Source organism: Pseudoalteromonas sp. 0802 (assembly GCF_013350085.1).
Classification (GTDB): domain Bacteria; phylum Pseudomonadota; class Gammaproteobacteria; order Enterobacterales; family Alteromonadaceae; genus Pseudoalteromonas.
In genome coordinates this window covers 467,284-483,895 of sequence record NZ_JABVXE010000001.1, presented here as the reverse complement: position 1 = coordinate 483,895, position 16,612 = coordinate 467,284, and the positions used below count along the sequence as shown (strand labels likewise).

At 41.9% G+C, this 16,612-nt stretch carries 12 protein-coding genes; 6 read left to right on the top strand and 6 right to left on the bottom strand.

The genetic code is table 11. From position 1 onward, the window contains the following. Positions 1 to 75 precede the first annotated feature (75 nt). A complete protein-coding gene (locus HUS61_RS02305; RefSeq protein WP_175082035.1) occupies positions 76 to 2,490 on the bottom strand; it encodes a TonB-dependent receptor domain-containing protein in 2,415 nt (804 codons plus the stop codon). Positions 2,491 to 2,644: 154 nt separating this feature from the next. On the opposite strand from HUS61_RS02305, the gene HUS61_RS02300 reads away from it, so the two are divergent. Next, a complete protein-coding gene (locus HUS61_RS02300; RefSeq protein WP_175082004.1) occupies positions 2,645 to 3,172 on the top strand; it encodes a YaeQ family protein in 528 nt (175 codons plus the stop codon). On the opposite strand, the gene yfaE is transcribed toward HUS61_RS02300, so the two are convergent. From yfaE to ubiG, 5 genes are all read right to left on the bottom strand, one after another. Next, positions 3,169 to 3,441, bottom strand: coding sequence for a class I ribonucleotide reductase maintenance protein YfaE (gene yfaE / locus HUS61_RS02295; RefSeq protein ID WP_055021952.1), 273 nt, complete (start codon positions 3,439 to 3,441; stop codon positions 3,169 to 3,171). The genes HUS61_RS02300 and yfaE overlap by 4 nt on opposite strands. Beyond that, on the bottom strand, positions 3,441 to 4,571 hold the full coding sequence (gene nrdB, locus HUS61_RS02290; RefSeq protein ID WP_175082003.1) for a class Ia ribonucleoside-diphosphate reductase subunit beta: 1,131 nt from the start codon (positions 4,569 to 4,571) through the stop codon (positions 3,441 to 3,443). Before nrdB ends, yfaE begins: the two co-directional genes overlap by 1 nt. Positions 4,572 to 4,641: 70 nt before the next feature. Beyond that, positions 4,642 to 6,927 (bottom strand): class 1a ribonucleoside-diphosphate reductase subunit alpha, encoded by a 2,286-nt coding sequence (nrdA, locus tag HUS61_RS02285; RefSeq protein ID WP_054561557.1) that lies wholly within the window; start codon positions 6,925 to 6,927, stop codon positions 4,642 to 4,644. Between the two features lie 392 nt (positions 6,928 to 7,319). Further along, complete coding sequence (locus HUS61_RS02280; RefSeq protein ID WP_175082002.1) at positions 7,320 to 7,994, bottom strand: HAD family hydrolase; 675 nt, start codon at positions 7,992 to 7,994, stop codon at positions 7,320 to 7,322. Beyond that, positions 7,994 to 8,704, bottom strand: a complete 711-nt coding sequence (ubiG, locus tag HUS61_RS02275; protein ID WP_175082001.1) for a bifunctional 2-polyprenyl-6-hydroxyphenol methylase/3-demethylubiquinol 3-O-methyltransferase UbiG — start codon at positions 8,702 to 8,704, stop codon at positions 7,994 to 7,996. Before ubiG ends, HUS61_RS02280 begins: the two co-directional genes overlap by 1 nt. 176 nt (positions 8,705 to 8,880) lie before the next feature. Between ubiG and gyrA the strand changes: the two genes are divergently transcribed. From gyrA to rpsA, 5 genes are all read left to right on the top strand, one after another. Next, entirely contained in the window at positions 8,881 to 11,577 is a 2,697-nt protein-coding gene (gyrA, locus tag HUS61_RS02270) for a DNA topoisomerase (ATP-hydrolyzing) subunit A (RefSeq protein ID WP_175082000.1), read from the top strand. Positions 11,578 to 11,646: 69 nt separating this feature from the next. Then, the gene (serC, locus tag HUS61_RS02265) at positions 11,647 to 12,735 is read left to right on the top strand and encodes a 3-phosphoserine/phosphohydroxythreonine transaminase (protein ID WP_054561553.1); all 1,089 of its coding nucleotides are present in this window, start codon (positions 11,647 to 11,649) and stop codon (positions 12,733 to 12,735) included. Between the two features lie 2 nt (positions 12,736 to 12,737). Continuing rightward, positions 12,738 to 14,018, top strand: coding sequence for a 3-phosphoshikimate 1-carboxyvinyltransferase (aroA, locus tag HUS61_RS02260; protein ID WP_175081999.1), 1,281 nt, complete (start codon positions 12,738 to 12,740; stop codon positions 14,016 to 14,018). Positions 14,019 to 14,122: 104 nt separating this feature from the next. Continuing rightward, positions 14,123 to 14,830, top strand: coding sequence for a (d)CMP kinase (gene cmk / locus HUS61_RS02255; protein ID WP_175081998.1), 708 nt, complete (start codon positions 14,123 to 14,125; stop codon positions 14,828 to 14,830). A gap of 98 nt (positions 14,831 to 14,928) precedes the next feature. After that, the gene (gene rpsA, locus HUS61_RS02250) at positions 14,929 to 16,596 is read left to right on the top strand and encodes a 30S ribosomal protein S1 (RefSeq protein ID WP_054551350.1); all 1,668 of its coding nucleotides are present in this window, start codon (positions 14,929 to 14,931) and stop codon (positions 16,594 to 16,596) included. The last annotated feature ends 16 nt before the right edge of the window (positions 16,597 to 16,612 follow it).

The following is a 16,612-nucleotide window of genomic DNA, read 5'->3' as shown; positions in this document are numbered from 1 at the left end:
TATTTAGTTTCTATACTAATAAAAAACCCTTTCACTTTAAAAGTGAAAGGGTTTTTTTATAACTATTAAAAGCGATTAGAAATAACCGCGAATACCCAAGCTGAAGTTACGACCAGGTAGTGGTGCTTTTTCTTTGATGAATGAGCTGTGTACGAAACCAAGTTCATCGGTTAAGTTGTCAACATTGATGTAAAGCTGTGTATCAACAGGTCCTAAGTCAAGTTGGTAGTTAGCTGATGCATCAAACAGGGTATAACCGTCAGTTTTTGTCTCGTAAGCAGTGATGTCAGATTGCTCAAAATAATGAGTACCGGTTAGGCTAAACTTCCAATCAGACACTGTGTACTGTAACTCAGAACCCAGTTTATTAGCAGGGATACGAGGCAAGTAACCTTCATCATCTTTTAGCTTAGCCGTTGTTGAATCACCAAACACTTTAACTAGCGCACTTGGCGTCACTTGATAATGTACGTCAAATTCAATACCGTATAATTTCGCATCTTTACTTGTGAATTGGTAAACCGCCATTGCATCTTCATCTGCATCTGCTGCTGATTCTAAGCCATGCTCTTCATCAAAAACTAAACCGGTATTTTGCTGGTAGTAGTAGTTTTCAATGTCGTTATAGAAGAAGTTAATTGTGTAACCAAAGTCACCAATAAAACGACGGAAACTTAAATCAAAGTTCGTTGCAGTTTCTTGCTCGATATCTTCTGGCTCAAAATGAATTTCGCCATCTTCAATATGATAACCAAGGCCTAGCTCGTAAGTACCTGTTGCGATATGAATACCGTTTGAAAGTAATTCAGCACTTAGCGGCGCACGTTCTGAACGAGATACACTTAAAGCAACACTTTGGCCTTCTTGATATTGCCAAATTGCACCTGCAGATAAGCTTAAGTTTGTGAAATCTTCACTGTAGTTAATGATTTCAGCTTCTTCTTCGTCATGGTGCTCTTCTTCCTCTTCATGATCGTGATCATGATGATGCTCAGCCATGCTTACAGCAGAGTCGATTTGGTAATCTTCAAGGCGTGCACCTAGCTCAACGGTCACATCACCAAACTGGCGTTCTTCAAGAACGAATAACGCGTTTGTTTTAGTAACACTTGCTGGCGTAAAGGCTTCTTCACCATCTGCATCATAGTCAGACTCAGTGTAGTGATAACCAGCCATACCGTGCCAAAGGCCTAACTTGTGCTCAACAGTTGCACGTGCTTCGGTTGTTTTGTTTGTAAACACCGTGCCCACTGCACCATCTTCAATTTCAGCGTGTTTGTAGTCTGTGTAGCCAACGCGTAGTGAGATATTTTCAATCCAGTTATCATGAAGTGCATAGCTCATGTAACCTTGCCAGCGGTCTTGCTCTAGCTGTGCAAATACTGATTCTTCGTGCTCTTCTTCACCTTCATGCTCATCATGATCTTCCTCTTCTTCATGATGATGATGCTCATGAGCAGGAATACCGTAATCTGTTTCGATGCGGCCGAATGACACACCTAGCGTTAGGTGATCGCCTACGTAACTAGTACCAAAGTTAACTGTTTGGCTATCGATAAAGGTGTTTTCTACGCTGTTAGCTGTTTCGTGTTCTTCATGCTCTTCACCTTCATGCTCCTCGTGCTCTTCATGTTCCTCAGGAAGCTCAAAGTTTGGCGTGTCGTAATCGTGACCTTTGCGCTTTGTACCATCAAAATGGAAGTTGAAACCATCATTACCGGTTTCAAGTTTTGCAGCATAAGTGTTTGTATTTGATACTGTATCGTGTGTGTATTGTGCAGCACCGGTTAAAGACTCGATGTTATCGGTAGGAATACGGTTATCAACAACGTTCACCACACCACCGATAGCACCAGAGCCATAAAGTAGGGTAGCAGGGCCGCGAAGTACTTCGATTTGCTCTGCTGCTAGGCTGTCATTTGATGTTGCGTGGTCAGGGCCGATACGAGATGCATCACTGCTATCAAGACCATTTTGGGTGATCTTCACACGCGGACCATCTAAACCACGAATAATCGGGCTTGATGAAACTGGGCCAAAGTAGCTTGCATTAACGCCCGGTAAACCTTTTAGTGTTTCGCCTAAAGTCGGTTTTGCTTTGTCTTTTAACTCATCACCGGCTAAAACATTCACAGGCGAAATCATTTCAAGACTATTTTTATGAAGTGCTGATGCATAAACAACAACAGTTTCAACTGATGTTGGTGTAAGCGTTACCACAACATTTTGGTCTTCGCCATTAATAGCAACACGCTTATCGATGAAATTGTTTTTACTGATGTGAAGCTGACCTTTATTGTCTACATCAATTTTAAACTGACCTTGTTTGTCAGTGACAACGCTTTGTGATTTGCCGTGTACATGTATTTCAGCATTGCTGATAGGTTGTTGGTTTTTATCTAATACTTGACCTGTGATCACAGCAGCCATTGTTGATTGAGAAAACAGCGCAGCGGCAACAGCACTAGAAAGAATTGAAACTTGTTTCATCATTACTACTTCTAAGTTTGTTGTTGAGTGTGGTGATATAATATAACACTACAATTTTTTAACTGCAATAACGTTATACTATAACTTTACCTTAAGTCGCGATTTTAACACCATACACTATACTTAGACTGTTACACTGAGATGGCCAAATCTTATGCCTGATAAAAATAGGGTATTCAAAGCAAATTTTACCATTGCTGATTTAAGAGAGCACCGTAATCACAAAGAGGTGTTTACCACTGCTTGTGACCGTCGTGAAAGCTATCAACACTTTGTACTTAAGCTTTTAAGTTATTGCTTATTTTCACACAACGAAACAGCCATATTGAATGCAAGGTTCAGTCATGCTGAACCAGATGTATCAATAAAAGCGCTTGATGACCATTATCAAACATGGCTTGCTGTTGACCAACCGGATATTTTACAGCTCAACAAAATTGCAAAGCGGGTTGATGAGCTATGGGTCGTGACAACTTTAAATAACGATTGGCTTAAAGAAAATGAACACCAGTTAGAGCTTATCAATAATGGTCATTTAATTGCGTTTGATAACAATTTCATTGAGCAGTTAGCGAGTCATCTAACTAAAAACTTACAGTGGGATGTTACGATTGATCAGCAAATGGTGAGTGTGTCAGATAAAGAAAATTTCTACCAAACCAGTGAGCTTATTTGGCATTAAAGCTCAATTTTTATCTTTCCATTGGGTTTACTACAACATAGCAATACTTCGCCTGTACGAACGAACGCAAGCGGCTCTTGATTGTAGCTCACATCACCTTCGACTAATTTTGCACGGCAAGCGCCACAATAACCTTCACGGCATTGGTAGGGGACATCTATTTTATTTTGTTCTAGGCATTCAAGGAGAGATGAACAGCCAGAATCAAATTCAAGATTCTGGCTGTCTGTTCCTGCAAGGATAACCTCTGCAGTGTTGTTTGAGCTCATTACAGGTCGAAGTCACCAAAGTCAGATGCATCAACTTGAGAGTCAATTTGACCAACAAGGTAAGAGCTAATTTCAGCTTCTTGCGGCGCAACCTGAACATTGTCAGATACTAACCAAGAGTTGATCCACGGAATAGGGTTACTCTTACTTTCGAACTGTGCAGGTAGGCCTACCGCAGTCATACGTGCATTTGTAATGTATTCAACGTATTGGCATAAGATATCTTTGTTAAGACCAATCATAGAACCATCTTTAAATAGATACTCAGCCCAATCTTTTTCTTGTTCAGCGGCCTCTTTAAACATCTGGATCGCTTCTTCACGGCATTGTGCTGCAACGATTGCCATTTCTGGGTCGTCTTTACCTTCTTGCATAATGTTCAAGATGTGCTGTGTACCAGATAAGTGTAACGCTTCATCACGGGCGATTAGCTTGATGATTTTTGCATTACCTTCCATTAATTCACGCTCAGCGAAAGCAAATGAACAAGCAAAGCTTACATAGAAACGAATCGCTTCTAGGATGTTAACCGACATCATTGCTAGGTAAAGTTGCTTTTTAAGGTCAAATAAGCTGATTTTAACTTCTTCACCGTTGATCACATGTTTACCTTCACCGTATAGGTTGTAAACAGAAATGATGCTGATTAAATCATCGTAGTACTTAGTTACCGCATCAGCACGCTCACTGATTTTCTCGTTGCTTACGATATCGTCAAAGATAAGTTCAGGAGATTGCGTAACGTTACGGATAATGTGTGTGTATGAACGGCTGTGAATGGTTTCACTGAACGCCCATGTTTCAATCCACGTTTCTAGCTCAGGAATAGACACAATAGGTAGTAACGCAACGTTAGGCGAACGACCTTGCACACTATCAAGTAGCGTTTGATATTTTAAGTTGCTTAAAAAGATGTGCTTTTCGTGCTCTGGTAACGCTTGGAAGTCAAGACGGTCTTTACTTACATCAACTTCTTCAGGACGCCAAAAGAACGAAAGTTGCTTTTCAATTAGCTTTTCGAAGATAGGGTACTTTTGTTGGTCGTAACGTGACACGTTTACCGTTTGGCCGAAAAACATCGGTTCTTGTAATTGGTTATTATGATTTCGGCTAAAAGTTGTATATGACATAGTGATTTCTCAAAAAACAGTCAGGACAAAGCGGGCTAATGAGCCCGCTTTTGTTATGTTATTAATTTAATTAGATTTTACAAGCGCCGCCTGCACAACCGTCATCTTCTACCTCTGGTGTTAACTCATCTTGAGAGTCTGATGCACCATCACGTGTGTTGTGATAGTACAGAGTTTTAACACCAAGTTTATACGCAGTCAGTAGGTCTTTTAATAGCACCTTCATAGGTACTTTACCGCCTTCGTACTTAGATGGATCATAGTTAGTGTTTGCAGAGATCGTTTGGTCAACGAATTTTTGCATAATACCAACAAGTTGTAGGTAACCATCGTTTGAAGGAATATCCCACAGTAGCTCGTAGTTATCTTTCAGATTTTCATAATCTGGAACTACTTGCTTTAAGATACCATCTTTACTTGCTTTAACGCTGATATGACCACGTGGTGGTTCAATACCATTTGTTGCGTTAGAGATTTGCGATGATGTCTCTGAAGGCATTAGGGCAGATAGCGTAGAGTTACGCATACCGTGCTCTTTAATGCTTTCGCGTAATGAGTCCCAATCTAAGTGAAGCGGCTCTTCACAGAACTGATCTAGGTCACGCTTGTAAGTATCTGTTGGCATAATGCCTTGAGAATACGTTGTCTCGTTAAATTTAGGACACGCACCACGTTCTTTCGCTAACTCATTTGATGCTTTCATTAGGTAATATTGAATTGCTTCAAATGTTTTGTGAGTTAGGGCATTTGCGCTGCCATCTGAGTAACGCTTACCATTTTTCGCTAAGTAGTATGCGTAGTTAATAACACCAATACCTAGCGTACGACGACCCATAGTCGCGTTTTTCGCCGCAGGAACAGGGTAGTCTTGGAAATCAAGTAAGTTATCAAGGGCACGTACTGCAAGTTCAGCAAGCTCTTCTAATTCGTCAAGTGACTCAATTGCACCTAAGTTAAACGCCGACAACGTACAAAGTGCAATTTCACCTTCTTCATCCATTACATTGCTAAGTGGCTTAGTTGGTAATGCAATTTCTAAACATAAGTTAGATTGACGAATTGGTGCCACAGTCGAGATGAACGGGCTGTGCGTATTACAGTGGTCAACGTTTTGTAAGTAGATACGACCTGTGCTCGCACGCTCTTGTGCAAACATTGAGAATAACTCAATCGCCTTAATACGTTTTTTACGAATTGACTCGTCTTGCTCATATTTGATGTATAGCTCATCAAACTTCGCTTGATCTTCAAAGAAAGCATCGTATAGGCCCGGTACATCTGAAGGGCTAAATAATGTGATGTAATCGTCTTTGATTAAACGGCTATACATTAATTTGTTAAATTGCACACCGTAGTCAAGGTGACGTACACGGTTATCATCAACACCACGGTTGTTCTTAAGAACAAGTAGGTTTTCAACTTCTAAGTGCCAAAGTGGGTAGAACAGCGTTGCTGCGCCGCCACGAACACCACCTTGTGAACAGCTCTTAACCGCTGTTTGGAAGTGCTTATAAAACGGAATACAACCTGTGTGGTACGCTTCGCCGTTGCGAATAGGGCTACCAAGCGCACGGATGCGACCGGCATTAATACCAATACCCGCACGTTGCGAAACGTATTTAACAATCGCAGACGATGTTGCATTAATAGAATCTAGGCTATCACCACATTCAATAAGTACACATGAGCTGAACTGACGTGTAGGAGTACGTACACCTGCCATGATAGGTGTAGGTAATGAAATTTTGAATGTAGATACTGCATCATAAAAACGCTTGATGTAATCAAGACGTGTCTCTTTTGGATAATCAGAGAATAAGCTTGCAGCCACTAAGATATATAAAAACTGTGCACTTTCGTAGATTTCACCAGTAACACGGTTTTGAACTAAATACTTACCTTCAAGTTGCTTAACAGCAGCGTAGCTGAAGTTTAAGTCACGGTTGTGATCGATGTAAGCATCTAACTCGTCAATTTCTTGCTCGGTATAATCAACAAGTAGGTGTTGATCATAACGCTTGTCTTCAACTAATTTAGTGATGTGATCGTATAAGCGTGGTGGCTCAAATTGACCGTACGCTTTTTTACGTAAATGGAATACAGCTAAGCGAGCAGCGAGGTATTGGTAATCAGGCGTATCTTTAGAGATCTGATCAGCTGCAGCTTTGATGATTGTTTCATGAATGTCATCGGTACGAATGCCGTCATAAAATTGAATATGTGATTTTAATTCAACTTGTGAGACAGACACATTCTCTAGACCTTCTGCGGCCCAAGCGATCACGCGATGGATCTTATCTAGATCAAGTGACTCTTTACGGCCGTCACGTTTGCTTACAGATAGCTGTTGGTTCATAGTTTTGCCTGTATTCCTTGGGAAATTATAGTTGTAAAGACAAAGGTATTCTTTATGTAATTATTATTATTAAACGCCAGGGTGATCTAATTGAATAACATTTAGCCACAATATCTGGTGTTGTTTAAATTGCAGATCACAAGATAGTGTGGTCTGCGCTGTTTTGCAAGGGATAGAATTGCCCCATTTTGTGGATAACTATTGGATAAGCGCATTGTGTTAGTGACCATTAACCTTTGAACATTCATAGACGACGAAATTTGTAGAAATCAACAAAAGATCCGGAAAATTTACCGTATTTAAAAATAAATTTTGGCTGATTTTTTTATCATCAATGAATGCTCAAAAGTAAATCAAATCACAATATATGGTGTTTAAGTTATCAAATAACACTATATATGGTTAAAACCATCTATTGGCGTTTGCCAATTGAAATCCGCTTGCCAGCCAAGTGCAGCGTCTACACTGGGTATATAACCCCATAACGCTGTTGCGCTGAACATATTGGCCGCTTTTGCAGCTTGAATATCACGTTCAGCATCACCGATATACAAACAACGGCTCGGATCAACGTCTAAGATCTCAGCGGTGTGTAGTAGTGGTTCCGGTGATGGTTTTGACACAGCTAATGTATCGCCACTCACAACTGCCTTTGCATCACGCAAAGAGGGAATAGCTTGCACTAAGGGCTCAGTTAAAAAGCCGGGCTTATTAGTCATAATACCCCACTTAATATTGTTTTGATCAAGTGCAATTAAAAGCTGTTCTATGCCATTGAAACATTTACTGTGTACAGCAATATCCTCGGCGTAGTAATCAAGAAGCTGTTGGCGCAAGGCGAGTTGTTCAAGTTCAGGCCATTTATCACCAAAGCCCACTTCTAATAATGCATTTGCACCGTTAGAAGCCGCAGGGCGATAAACATGCTCAGCAACAGGCGCCACATTGGCATCTGCTAACACGCGGTTTAATGCGCCACCTAAGTCATCTGCGGTATCGAGTAGTGTGCCATCTAAATCAAAGATAAAAGCATCAAAATCGATAGAGGGTGTTTGTACACCACTCATCAGGCTAGTTTCTCAAAGTGCAGGATGTAATTAACACTTACATCATCATTTAAGCTGTACTGCTTAGAAAACGGGTTATAGTTTAGGCCGGTACTGGTGCGTACTTTTAACCCCGCTTCTTCTGCCCATGCAATAAGCTGTGCAGGCTTGATGAACTTTTTATGGTCATGAGTACCTTCAGGGACCATCTTTAAAAGCTTTTCAGCACCGACAATAGCAAACAAATAAGCTTTTGGTGTTTTATTTAATGTTGAAAAGAATACATCGGCGCCCGGTTTAGCAAGCTCTGCTACAGCACGAATAATAGAAGCAGGATCTGGAACATGCTCAAGCATTTCCATACAGGTCACAACATCAAAGCGAGCAGGGTGCTCAGCTGCGAATTGCTCTGCAGGTACTTTTATATAATCAACAGGCACGCCTGTTTCTAAACTATGTAACTTAGCAACGGTTAGTGGCTCTTGGCCCATATCAATGCCGGTTACTTTAGCGCCCATTCGCGCCATACTTTCACTTAAGATGCCGCCACCACAGCCAACATCTAAGGTTTCCTTATCAAATAAGCCGCCTACTTTATCAGCGACAAAATCCAAGCGAAGAGGATTTATTTCATGAAGGGGTTTGAACTCTCCGTCGCGGTCCCACCAACGTTCTGCGATGGCTTCAAACTTTGCAATTTCTGCATTATCTACATTTTGATGCTCGGTCATAAAAAACTTCCTCGTTAATCTGAGGCCATTATATAGGGGGAAATTAATAAATCGCAAAGATTTAGCGCCTGTAAATCTAAATAAATTGTGATAGCATGGTCTGGAAATAATAACTAAAGCTCTTAAGACGGCGGTTTGCCTCTTAATGAGTCAATACTGAAGGAATGTGAAATCAAATGACTGATCTCGCCAATGAAATTCTGCCAGTCAATATTGAAGATGAATTAAAAAACTCCTACCTTGATTACGCGATGAGTGTAATCGTAGGACGTGCATTGCCAGACGTACGTGACGGCTTAAAGCCAGTTCACCGCCGCGTTCTATTTGCAATGAACGAACTCAATAATGATTGGAATAAACCTTACAAGAAATCAGCACGTGTTGTTGGTGATGTAATCGGTAAGTACCACCCACATGGCGACAGCGCGGTATATGACACCATCGTTCGTATGGCGCAGCCTTTCTCATTACGCTACATGCTTGTTGACGGCCAAGGTAACTTTGGTTCTGTTGACGGTGACTCTGCGGCAGCAATGCGTTATACGGAAGTCCGTATGGCGAAAATGTCACATGAATTATTAGCTGATTTAGAAAAAGAAACGGTTGATTACGTACCGAACTACGACGGTACTGAGCAAATTCCTGACGTATTACCTACTAAAGTACCTAACTTATTAGTAAATGGTTCTTCGGGTATCGCGGTTGGTATGGCGACGAACATTCCACCTCATAACTTAACAGAAGTTATCAATGGTTGTTTAGCGCTTATTCAAAACCCTGATATGTCAATTGCTGACCTTATTGAATATATCCCGGGTCCAGATTTCCCGACTGCGGCGATTATCAATGGCAAAAAAGGCATTGAGCAAGCGTACTTAACCGGTCGTGGTAAAGTATATATCCGTGCTCGCGCTGAAATCGAAGTTGACGAAAAAACCGGTCGTGAAACAATCATCGTTCACGAAATCCCTTATCAAGTTAACAAAGCACGCCTTATTGAAAAGATCGCAGAGCTTGTTAAAGATAAGAAGATTGAAGGTATTAGCGCACTACGTGACGAATCAGATAAAGACGGTATGCGTATCGTTATCGAAATCAAACGTGGTGATGTTGGTGAAGTAATCTTAAACAACCTATACGCACAGACTCAGTTACAAACTGTGTTTGGTATGAACATGGTTGCACTTGATAACAACCAACCTAAGTGTTTCAACTTAAAAGAAATGCTTGAAGCGTTTATCGTACACCGCCGTGAAGTTGTTACACGTCGTACAGTATTCGATTTACGTAAAGCCCGTGACCGTGCACACACACTTGAAGGCTTAGCGATTGCCCTTGCGAATATCGACCCAATTATCGAACTGATTCGTAAGTCACCAACACCAGCAGAAGCAAAAGCTGCACTAACAGCACGTCCTTGGGAACTAGGCACTGTTAAAGCAATGCTTGAAAAAGCAGGTGAAGATAACGTAGCACGTCCTGATTGGTTAGCGGCTGATCTAGGTATCCGTGACGGTCAGTACTATTTATCTGAGCAACAAGCACAAGCAATTCTAGACCTACGTTTACACAAACTAACGGGTCTTGAGCATGAGAAGATCTTAGACGAGTACCAAAACTTACTTGATCTAATTGCTGAGCTTTTACATATTCTTTCAAGCCCAGAGCGTCTAATGGAAGTTATCCGCGACGAGCTAGTAGAAATTAAAGAGCAATATGGTGACGAACGTCGTACTGAAATCAGTGCAGCTGCTCACGATATTAGCCTTGAAGACCTAATCAATGAAGAAGACGTTGTTGTAACGCTTTCTCACGAAGGCTACGTTAAGTATCAACCATTATCTGACTACGAAGCACAGCGTCGTGGTGGTAAAGGTAAATCAGCAACGAAGATGAAAGATGAAGACTTCATCGAACGTCTATTAGTTGCAAATACACACGATACAATTCTGTGCTTCTCAACAGCGGGTCGCTTATACTGGCTGAAAGTGTATCAGTTACCTTTAGCAAGCCGTGCAGCGCGTGGTAAGCCAATTGTTAACTTATTACCACTTGAAGCTGATGAGCGTATTACTGCTATCTTACCAGTACGTGAGTACGAAGAAGATAAATACATCTTCATGGCAACAGCGTTTGGTACAGTTAAGAAAACACCACTTACAGCTTACAGCCGTCAACGTGCGAGCGGTATCATCGCTGTTAACTTAAATGAAGGCGATAGCCTAATTGGTGTTGATATCACTGATGGCACGAATGAAATCATGCTATTCACTGATGCTGGTAAAGTTGTTCGCTTTAAAGAAGCAGAAGAGTCAGAAGTTGTTGATGAAAACGGTAACCCAGTTCTAGACGAAAACGGTAACCCAGAAATCCGCTTCAAAGGTGTACGTCCAATGGGTCGTACAGCAACAGGTGTTCGTGGTATTAAGATGGCTGACGACCAACGCGTTGTGTCGTTAATCGTACCTAAGTCAGATGGTGCAATCCTAACTGTGACAGAAAACGGTTACGGTAAGCGTACAGCACTTGAAGATTACCCATCGAAGAGCCGTGCAACACAAGGTGTTGTATCAATCAAAGTAAGCGAGCGTAATGGCGCTGTGGTTGGTGCAGTACAAGTTGACGATAACGACGAAATCATGATTATCTCGAATCGCGGTACCTTAGTACGTACCCGTGTAAACGAGGTTTCTACGGTTGGTCGTAATACTCAAGGCGTTATTTTGATACGAACTATTGACGAAGAGCAAGTAGTTGGTTTACAACGTATCGAAGAAATCGAAGTTGATGAGCTTGAAGCCATCGAAGGCGAGGCCGTTGAAGTAGTCGATACCAATACTGAAGAAACGGGTGATAACCCACCTTCAGAATAACATTGATTTAAAAAGCGGCTTCGGCCGCTTTTTTTATCCGCACTATAATTACTGGAATGAGGCAAAGTAATGACTAAGTATAATTTTTGTGCAGGACCGGCAATGCTACCGCCGGCAGTTATGCAAAAAGCACAAAAAGAATTTATAGATTGGCAAGGTTTAGGTGTCTCTGTGATGGAAATTAGCCATCGCAGCAGCGACTTTTTAGCGCTTACCACTAAATGTGAAGCAAGCCTGCGTCGTTTAATGAATATTAGCGATGAGTTTGAAGTGTTATTTATGCACGGCGGTGGCCGTGGTCAATTCAGTGCTGTACCACTGAATCTTCACCTTGATGATAAGCCAGCTGTGTACTGTGAAAACGGTGTATGGTCTAAAGGGGCTACTTCAGAAGCGGCAAAATTCACTGCAGTTGAAAGCATCAATGTGCGTGATGATGAGCAGCAAAATGGCCAGTTCTCTATAAAACCAGCAAGCAGCTGGGAATTACCAGCTGACGCGTCATACATTCACTATTGTCCGAATGAAACCGTAGATGGCATAGAAATTTTTGACGTACCATCACACCCATCAGCACCGATTGTGGCTGATATGTCATCAACTATTTTATCGCGCGAGTTTGACGTAAATCAGTTTGATCTTATTTACGCTGGCGCACAAAAGAATATTGGCCCATCTGGTTTATCGATTGTTATTGTACGTAAAACGCTATTAGAGCGTGAAGGGCTTGCAAAGCCAGGTATTCTTGATTACGCATTAGAAGCAAAACAAGGCAGCATGTATAACACACCACCTACATTTGCGTGGTATTTAGCTGCTGAAGTATTTGAGTGGCTTGAAGCAAACGGCGGCGTTAAAGCGATGGAAGAACAAAACATCGCAAAAGCAGAACTTCTTTACAGCTACATTGATAGCTCAGATTTTTATAGCAACAAAGTTGCTAAGCATTGCCGTTCGCGTATGAACGTACCGTTTTGGTTAAACGACGAATCACTGAATGATAAATTCATTAGTGAGTCAAAAGAAGCAGGCTTATTAGCCCTTGAAGGTCACCGTATTGTCGGTGGTATGCGCGCAAGCATTTATAATGCGATGCCACTTGAAGGTGTTCAAGCCTTGGTTAATTTTATGGAAAAATTCGCCAAGGAGAACAGCTAATTATGGAACAGCTTCGTCTTGAACCGATTACAAAGGTAAATGGTAGTGTGACACTACCGGGCTCAAAAAGCTTATCAAACCGTATCTTACTGCTTGCTGCTCTTGCAGAGGGCACAACGGTTGTTGAAAACCTATTAGATAGTGATGATATTCGTCACATGCTAGGTGCATTAAATCTTTTAGGCGTAAATGTTTCGCTTAACGAAGACAAAACAGTGGCCACCGTAGAGGGGGTTGCAGGTAAATTTAAAACTCCGAGCGAGCCTTTATTTTTAGGTAATGCCGGAACTGCTTATCGACCACTAACAGCCGTTTTAGCTGCTGTAGAAGGCGAGTACCAGCTGGTGGGCGAGCCTCGTATGGAAGAGCGCCCAATCGGCCATTTGGTAGATGCACTGCAAGCACTGGGTGGTGATGTTGAATACCTTAAGCATAAAGATTATCCACCACTGGCCATAAAAGGCGGCAAAATCAACGGTGGTAAAGTTGAAATTGATGGCAGCATTTCTAGCCAGTTCTTAACAGCGTTACTAATGGCAGCACCATTATTTAATGGTGATACAGAAATCACCATTAAAGGCACGCTGGTATCAAAGCCTTACATTGATATTACCTTAGATGTAATGAAGCGCTTTGGCGTTACTGTAAGTCATGACAATTACGAAATATTTTACGTTAAAGGCTGTCAGCAGTATCAAGCACTTGAGCGTATTATGGTTGAAGGTGATGCATCAAGCGCCTCTTATTTTGTTGCGGCGGCTGCAATAGCAGGTGGCGAAATTGAAATTAACGGGGTAGGTGCGGCATCTGTTCAAGGTGATATTGGTTTTGCCAAAGTTATGGAGCAAGTAGGCGCCAAAATCGATTGGTACGATGAAAAGCTGGTGGTACGTAAAGGCGAGCTAAACGCGGTCGATATTGATGCCAATGCAATCCCTGATGCGGCAATGACACTAGCCACTGTTGCGCTTTTTGCTAAAGGTAAAACAGCAATTCGTAATATCTATAACTGGCGTGTAAAAGAAACAGATCGCTTATATGCCATGGCGACTGAGCTTCGTAAAGTTGGTGCAGAAGTGGTTGAAGGTGAAGATTTCATCGAAATTACACCACCAGACACATTTAACGATGTAGCGATTGATACCTATAACGATCACCGTATTGCCATGTGTTTTGCAATGGTTGCCGTTGGCGGAAAGCCGATAACCATTAACGATCCTAAGTGTACATACAAAACTTTTCCAACGTTTTTCAAAGTACTAGAGTCTGTCTCAAGTCAATAAAACAGAAGAAAATATAAAAAGTTACATTCTAAATGCGGATCTATTTCTAGAACTGGCGTATAATATCGCGGTTTTATTTTGGTGTGCATTGCAGGAGGTTATAAATGCAGGCGTTATCAATGCCCGTAATCACCATCGATGGCCCAAGTGGTTCAGGTAAAGGAACTGTTTGTCGCTTGTTAGCCGAGAAATTAGGTTGGGATGTATTAGACAGTGGAGCGATTTATCGTGTGCTGTCACTTGCAGCGCTTCATCATCAAATTGAACTAGATAATGAAGATGCGCTAGTTCCGCTAGCTGCAAACTTAGATGTACAGTTTTTGGTCGATAGCCAAACACATACTTCTAAAATTGTCTTGGAAGGCGAAGACGTCACAACCACAATTCGTAACGAAGAAGTGGGTGCTGCGGCATCAAAGATTGCTGCATTACCACGGGTGAGAGAAGCATTATTACGTCGTCAACGTGCGTTTCGTACTGAGAGCGGCTTAATTGCCGATGGTCGTGACATGGGCACAGTTGTGTTCCCAGATGCACCATTGAAGATTTATTTAACCGCATCAGCTGAAGAGCGCGCTCGTCGTCGCTTTGCTGAGTTGAACGAACGCGGTCTTGATGTTACACTAAGTGGTCTACTTGAGGACATAAAAGATCGCGATCACCGTGATATGACGCGTGAAGTTGCGCCGCTTGTTCCTGCAGAAGACGCCATTGAGCTCGATACTAGCGAGCTTAATGCAATGCAAGTGTTTGATAAAGTAGTAACTTTAATCGACGAAGCAGTACTTGCAGGAAAGCTTCCAAAAGCTTAAAAGTAATTTATTAAGGTGCCGGCAGGAAGCCAGTGCTATTTTAACAACCCCATGCAGCATGGTTGCTAATTGGTTATTTAATTATTTAGAGACGTATAATGTCAGAAAATTTTGCGCAGTTATTTGAAGAAAGCCTTAAGGGTTTTGAAGCAGAGCAAGGCTCTATCGTTAAAGGTACTGTTATCTCAATCGAGAACAACATCGTACTTGTTGATGCTGGTCTTAAATCTGAAAGTGCAATCCCTGCTGAGCAATTCAAAAATGCTGCTGGTGAACTAGAAGTTGCTGTTGGCGACGAAGTAGATGTTGCTTTAGACGCAATCGAAGACGGTTTCGGTGAAACTATCCTTTCTCGTGAGAAAGCGAAGCGTCACGAAGCGTGGATCCGCTTAGAAAAAGCATGTGAAGAGCAAGAGACTGTTACTGGTGTTATCAACGGTAAAGTTAAAGGCGGTTTCACTGTTGAAGTTGATTCAATCCGTGCCTTCCTACCTGGTTCACTTGTTGATGTTCGTCCAGTACGTGACACAACTCACCTTGAAGGTAAAGAGCTTGAGTTCAAAGTAATCAAGCTTGACCAAAAACGTAACAACGTTGTTGTTTCTCGCCGTGCAGTTATCGAATCAGAGAACTCACAAGAGCGTGAAGAACTTCTTGCTAACCTTGTTGAAGGTCAAGAAGTTAAAGGTATCGTTAAGAACCTTACTGACTACGGTGCGTTCGTTGACCTTGGTGGTGTTGACGGTCTACTACACATCACAGACATGGCGTGGAAGCGTGTTAAGCACCCTTCAGAAATCGTTAATGTTGGCGACGAAATCGCAGTTAAAGTTCTTAAATTCGACAAAGAAAAGACTCGTGTATCTCTAGGCCTTAAACAGCTTGGCGAAGATCCATGGGCAGCTATCGCTGGTCGTTACCCAGAAGGTTCTAAGCTTTCTGGTCGTGTAACTAACCTTACTGACTACGGTTGTTTCGTTGAAATCGAAGAAGGCGTAGAAGGTCTAGTACACGTTTCTGAAATGGATTGGACTAACAAGAACATCCACCCTTCAAAAGTTGTTTCACTAGGTGACACTGTTGAAGTTATGGTTCTTGAAATCGACGAAGAGCGTCGTCGTATTTCTCTTGGTCTTAAGCAATGTATTGCTAACCCATGGCAAGAATTTGCTCGTCTACAAAACAAAGGCGACCAAGTTACTGGTAAGATCAAATCAATCACTGACTTCGGTATCTTCATCGGTCTTGAAGGCGGTATTGACGGTCTTGTTCACCTTTCAGACATTTCTTGGAACACGCCAGGCGAAGAAGCTGTACGTGAATTCAAGAAAGGCGACGAAATCACTGCTATCGTATTACAAGTTGACCCAGAGCGTGAGCGTATCTCTCTAGGCGTTAAACAAATCGAAGCTGACCCATTCAATAACTACCTGGACGCAAACAAAAAAGGTGCTATTGTTAAAGGTAAAGTGACTGAAGTTGATGCGAAAGGCGCAACTGTTGAGCTAATCGAAGGCGTTGAAGGTTACATCCGTGTAGCTGATATCGCTCAAGAGCGTGTTGAAGATGCTACTACTGTAGTTTCTGCAGGCGACGAAATCGAAGCGAAATACGTTGGTGTTGATCGTAAGAACCGCACTTTAAGCTTATCTGTTAAAGCTCTTTTCGAAGCAGAAGAGAAAGAAGTACTAGAGAAGCTTAAGAAAGAAGAGCCAGCGTTCGAAAACGCTATGGCTGCAGCATTCAAAAATGCTCAAAAAGACTAATATCTAGTCTTTTAAA